Annotated in this window: 1 protein-coding gene, 1 tRNA gene, 3 rRNA genes and 1 riboswitch; of the genes, 4 read left to right on the top strand and 1 reads right to left on the bottom strand. The window is 51.4% G+C overall.

Translation table 11 applies throughout. The features are described 5' to 3' along the window. A partial coding sequence (locus ACFWBN_RS39545) for an energy-coupled thiamine transporter ThiT (protein ID WP_385186646.1) occupies positions 1-147 on the bottom strand: 147 nt, incomplete at its 3' end. Positions 148-247: 100 nt separating this feature from the next. Further along, a riboswitch (TPP riboswitch) is annotated at positions 248-348 on the bottom strand. A gap of 366 nt (positions 349-714) precedes the next feature. Here ACFWBN_RS39545 and ACFWBN_RS39540 point away from each other — a divergent pair. The 4 genes from ACFWBN_RS39540 to ACFWBN_RS39525 all read left to right on the top strand — a co-directional run bounded on the left by ACFWBN_RS39540 (position 715) and on the right by ACFWBN_RS39525 (position 5,634). After that, positions 715-2,264, top strand: a 16S ribosomal RNA gene (locus ACFWBN_RS39540). 175 nt (positions 2,265-2,439) lie between these two features. Next, a 23S ribosomal RNA gene (locus ACFWBN_RS39535) occupies positions 2,440-5,369 on the top strand. Positions 5,370-5,419: 50 nt separating this feature from the next. Then, positions 5,420-5,535 (top strand): 5S ribosomal RNA (rrf, locus tag ACFWBN_RS39530). The 16S, 23S and 5S rRNA genes sit together here with 1 tRNA gene alongside, the layout of an rRNA operon. 23 nt (positions 5,536-5,558) lie before the next feature. Next, positions 5,559-5,634, top strand: a tRNA-Val gene (locus ACFWBN_RS39525). The last annotated feature ends 7 nt before the right edge of the window (positions 5,635-5,641 follow it).

The raw sequence follows: 5,641 nt of genomic DNA, 5'->3' as shown, positions 1-5,641 counted from the left end.
AATCAAAAAAATCGGAATCATCATAATAGAGACCGAACCGCCTTGGGGCATCCGGAGAAACATACCTGAGACAATGTCAAGAATGACAGCCGCCCCGGTCATAATCGCTATTTCAATTAAGCGCACAAGCTGTGTTGAATGATTCATAGTTTTCCCCCTGGTCAGACAACCGTATCAAGGATAAACAAAAAAGCAGCGCGGGGAAGGATGGGAAAAGGTCCGCGCGCTGCTTACATAAACTGCAAATCATTTGGCTTTGCCACATCCCTACGCCAGCGTTAACTAACAGGTTCAAAGGGTCAGAACAAAACGTTCACTCTCAGCTTTAATGCTCCCCTTGTGGTCATCAAGTATTTAGTTCAATCTTACTATACAAGAAAATATGCCAAACCACAAGACAGCTTATCTTTCTATAGAAGAGAAACTGAAATAAGTATGAAAGAAAATAATTAATGATTTTTTTTAAAAAACTATTGTCATATTTTCAAAAGGGTGTTATATTATTAAACGTCGCTGATGAACAGCAGACAACAACGAAAAGCTTCGGAAACAACTTAAAAAAAGTTGTTGACATAAAAGAAGCTGAGTGGTAAGATAATAAAGCTGCTTCAACAAGCGGTAATGATCTTTGAAAACTAAACAAGACAAAACGTACCTGTTAATTCAAAGTTTTAAATAAATCGCACAGCGATGTGCGTAGTCAGTCAAACTACTTTATCGGAGAGTTTGATCCTGGCTCAGGACGAACGCTGGCGGCGTGCCTAATACATGCAAGTCGAGCGGACAGATGGGAGCTTGCTCCCTGATGTTAGCGGCGGACGGGTGAGTAACACGTGGGTAACCTGCCTGTAAGACTGGGATAACTCCGGGAAACCGGGGCTAATACCGGATGGTTGTTTGAACCGCATGGTTCAGACATAAAAGGTGGCTTCGGCTACCACTTACAGATGGACCCGCGGCGCATTAGCTAGTTGGTGAGGTAACGGCTCACCAAGGCAACGATGCGTAGCCGACCTGAGAGGGTGATCGGCCACACTGGGACTGAGACACGGCCCAGACTCCTACGGGAGGCAGCAGTAGGGAATCTTCCGCAATGGACGAAAGTCTGACGGAGCAACGCCGCGTGAGTGATGAAGGTTTTCGGATCGTAAAGCTCTGTTGTTAGGGAAGAACAAGTGCCGTTCAAATAGGGCGGCACCTTGACGGTACCTAACCAGAAAGCCACGGCTAACTACGTGCCAGCAGCCGCGGTAATACGTAGGTGGCAAGCGTTGTCCGGAATTATTGGGCGTAAAGGGCTCGCAGGCGGTTTCTTAAGTCTGATGTGAAAGCCCCCGGCTCAACCGGGGAGGGTCATTGGAAACTGGGGAACTTGAGTGCAGAAGAGGAGAGTGGAATTCCACGTGTAGCGGTGAAATGCGTAGAGATGTGGAGGAACACCAGTGGCGAAGGCGACTCTCTGGTCTGTAACTGACGCTGAGGAGCGAAAGCGTGGGGAGCGAACAGGATTAGATACCCTGGTAGTCCACGCCGTAAACGATGAGTGCTAAGTGTTAGGGGGTTTCCGCCCCTTAGTGCTGCAGCTAACGCATTAAGCACTCCGCCTGGGGAGTACGGTCGCAAGACTGAAACTCAAAGGAATTGACGGGGGCCCGCACAAGCGGTGGAGCATGTGGTTTAATTCGAAGCAACGCGAAGAACCTTACCAGGTCTTGACATCCTCTGACAATCCTAGAGATAGGACGTCCCCTTCGGGGGCAGAGTGACAGGTGGTGCATGGTTGTCGTCAGCTCGTGTCGTGAGATGTTGGGTTAAGTCCCGCAACGAGCGCAACCCTTGATCTTAGTTGCCAGCATTCAGTTGGGCACTCTAAGGTGACTGCCGGTGACAAACCGGAGGAAGGTGGGGATGACGTCAAATCATCATGCCCCTTATGACCTGGGCTACACACGTGCTACAATGGACAGAACAAAGGGCAGCGAAACCGCGAGGTTAAGCCAATCCCACAAATCTGTTCTCAGTTCGGATCGCAGTCTGCAACTCGACTGCGTGAAGCTGGAATCGCTAGTAATCGCGGATCAGCATGCCGCGGTGAATACGTTCCCGGGCCTTGTACACACCGCCCGTCACACCACGAGAGTTTGTAACACCCGAAGTCGGTGAGGTAACCTTTTAGGAGCCAGCCGCCGAAGGTGGGACAGATGATTGGGGTGAAGTCGTAACAAGGTAGCCGTATCGGAAGGTGCGGCTGGATCACCTCCTTTCTAAGGATTTTAACGGAATATAAGACCTTGGGTCTTATAAACAGAACGTTCCCTGTCTTGTTTAGTTTTGAAGGATCATTCGATTCTTCGAGATGTTGTTCTTTGAAAACTAGATAACAGAAGTAATTCACATTCAATTAGTAATGCAAGATATCACGTAGTGATTCTTTTTAACGGTTAAGTTAGAAAGGGCGCACGGTGGATGCCTTGGCACTAGGAGCCGATGAAGGACGGGACGAACACCGATATGCTTCGGGGAGCTGTAAGCAAGCTTTGATCCGGAGATTTCCGAATGGGGAAACCCACCACTCGTAATGGAGTGGTATCCATATCTGAATACATAGGATATGAGAAGGCAGACCCGGGGAACTGAAACATCTAAGTACCCGGAGGAAGAGAAAGCAAATGCGATTCCCTGAGTAGCGGCGAGCGAAACGGGATTAGCCCAAACCAAGAGGCTTGCCTCTTGGGGTTGTAGGACACTCTGTACGGAGTTACAAAGGAACGAGGTAGATGAAGAGGTCTGGAAAGGCCCGCCATAGGAGGTAACAGCCCTGTAGTCAAAACTTCGTTCTCTCCTGAGTGGATCCTGAGTACGGCGGAACACGTGAAATTCCGTCGGAATCCGGGAGGACCATCTCCCAAGGCTAAATACTCCCTAGTGACCGATAGTGAACCAGTACCGTGAGGGAAAGGTGAAAAGCACCCCGGAAGGGGAGTGAAAGAGATCCTGAAACCGTGTGCCTACAAGTAGTCAGAGCCCGTTAACGGGTGATGGCGTGCCTTTTGTAGAATGAACCGGCGAGTTACGATCCCGTGCAAGGTTAAGCAGAAGATGCGGAGCCGCAGCGAAAGCGAGTCTGAATAGGGCGAATTGAGTACGTGGTCGTAGACCCGAAACCAGGTGATCTACCCATGTCCAGGGTGAAGTTCAGGTAACACTGAATGGAGGCCCGAACCCACGCACGTTGAAAAGTGCGGGGATGAGGTGTGGGTAGGGGTGAAATGCCAATCGAACCTGGAGATAGCTGGTTCTCTCCGAAATAGCTTTAGGGCTAGCCTCAAGGTAAGAGTCTTGGAGGTAGAGCACTGATTGGACTAGGGGCCCTTATCGGGTTACCGAATTCAGTCAAACTCCGAATGCCGATGACTTATCCTTGGGAGTCAGACTGCGAGTGATAAGATCCGTAGTCGAAAGGGAAACAGCCCAGACCGCCAGCTAAGGTCCCAAAGTATACGTTAAGTGGAAAAGGATGTGGAGTTGCTTAGACAACCAGGATGTTGGCTTAGAAGCAGCCACCATTTAAAGAGTGCGTAATAGCTCACTGGTCGAGTGACTCTGCGCCGAAAATGTACCGGGGCTAAACGTATCACCGAAGCTGCGGACTGTTCTTCGAACAGTGGTAGGAGAGCGTTCTAAGGGCTGTGAAGCAAGACCGGAAGGACTTGTGGAGCGCTTAGAAGTGAGAATGCCGGTATGAGTAGCGAAAGAGGGGTGAGAATCCCCTCCACCGAATGCCTAAGGTTTCCTGAGGAAGGCTCGTCCGCTCAGGGTTAGTCGGGACCTAAGCCGAGGCCGAAAGGCGTAGGCGATGGATAACAGGTTGATATTCCTGTACCACCTCCTCACCATTTGAGCAATGGGGGGACGCAGGAGGATAGGGTAAGCGCGGTATTGGATATCCGCGTCCAAGCAGTTAGGCTGGGAAATAGGCAAATCCGTTTCCCGTGAAGGCTGAGCTGTGATGGCGAGCGAATTATAGTAGCGAAGTTCCTGATTCCACACTGCCAAGAAAAGCCTCTAGCGAGGTGAGAGGTGCCCGTACCGCAAACCGACACAGGTAGGCGAGGAGAGAATCCTAAGGTGATCGAGAGAACTCTCGTTAAGGAACTCGGCAAAATGACCCCGTAACTTCGGGAGAAGGGGTGCTCTGTTAGGGTGCAAGCCCGAGAGAGCCGCAGTGAATAGGCCCAGGCGACTGTTTAGCAAAAACACAGGTCTCTGCGAAGCCGTAAGGCGAAGTATAGGGGCTGACGCCTGCCCGGTGCTGGAAGGTTAAGAGGAGCGCTTAGCGTAAGCGAAGGTGCGAATTGAAGCCCCAGTAAACGGCGGCCGTAACTATAACGGTCCTAAGGTAGCGAAATTCCTTGTCGGGTAAGTTCCGACCCGCACGAAAGGCGCAACGATCTGGGCACTGTCTCAACGAGAGACTCGGTGAAATTATAGTACCTGTGAAGATGCAGGTTACCCGCGACAGGACGGAAAGACCCCGTGGAGCTTTACTGCAGCCTGATATTGAATGTTGGTACAGCTTGTACAGGATAGGTAGGAGCCTTGGAAACCGGAGCGCCAGCTTCGGTGGAGGCGTCGGTGGGATACTACCCTGGCTGTATTGACCTTCTAACCCGCCGCCCTTATCGGGCGGGGAGACAGTGTCAGGTGGGCAGTTTGACTGGGGCGGTCGCCTCCTAAAGAGTAACGGAGGCGCCCAAAGGTTCCCTCAGAATGGTTGGAAATCATTCGCAGAGTGTAAAGGCACAAGGGAGCTTGACTGCGAGACCTACAAGTCGAGCAGGGACGAAAGTCGGGCTTAGTGATCCGGTGGTTCCGCATGGAAGGGCCATCGCTCAACGGATAAAAGCTACCCCGGGGATAACAGGCTTATCTCCCCCAAGAGTCCACATCGACGGGGAGGTTTGGCACCTCGATGTCGGCTCATCGCATCCTGGGGCTGTAGTCGGTCCCAAGGGTTGGGCTGTTCGCCCATTAAAGCGGTACGCGAGCTGGGTTCAGAACGTCGTGAGACAGTTCGGTCCCTATCCGTCGCGGGCGCAGGAAATTTGAGAGGAGCTGTCCTTAGTACGAGAGGACCGGGATGGACGCACCGCTGGTGTACCAGTTGTTCTGCCAAGGGCATCGCTGGGTAGCTATGTGCGGACGGGATAAGTGCTGAAAGCATCTAAGCATGAAGCCCCCCTCAAGATGAGATTTCCCATTCCGCAAGGAAGTAAGATCCCTGAAAGATGATCAGGTTGATAGGTCTGAGGTGGAAGTGTGGCGACACATGGAGCTGACAGATACTAATCGATCGAGGACTTAACCAATTTGAATGTATGCTTACTGTTATCTAGTTTTGAGAGAACACTCTCAATGGTTTGGTGGCGATAGCGAAGAGGTCACACCCGTTCCCATGCCGAACACGGAAGTTAAGCTCTTCAGCGCCGATGGTAGTCGGGGGTTTCCCCCTGTGAGAGTAGGACGCCGCCAAGCCATTACACGTAAGTGTAATATATGGAGGATTAGCTCAGCTGGGAGAGCATCTGCCTTACAAGCAGAGGGTCGGCGGTTCGAGCCCGTCATCCTCCACCATATTTGC

It is taken from the genome of Streptomyces sp. NPDC059989 (assembly GCF_042736975.1).
In the GTDB taxonomy this organism is placed as follows: Bacteria; Actinomycetota; Actinomycetes; order Streptomycetales; family Streptomycetaceae; genus Streptomyces.
This window is presented reverse-complemented; position numbering and strand designations above follow the sequence as displayed.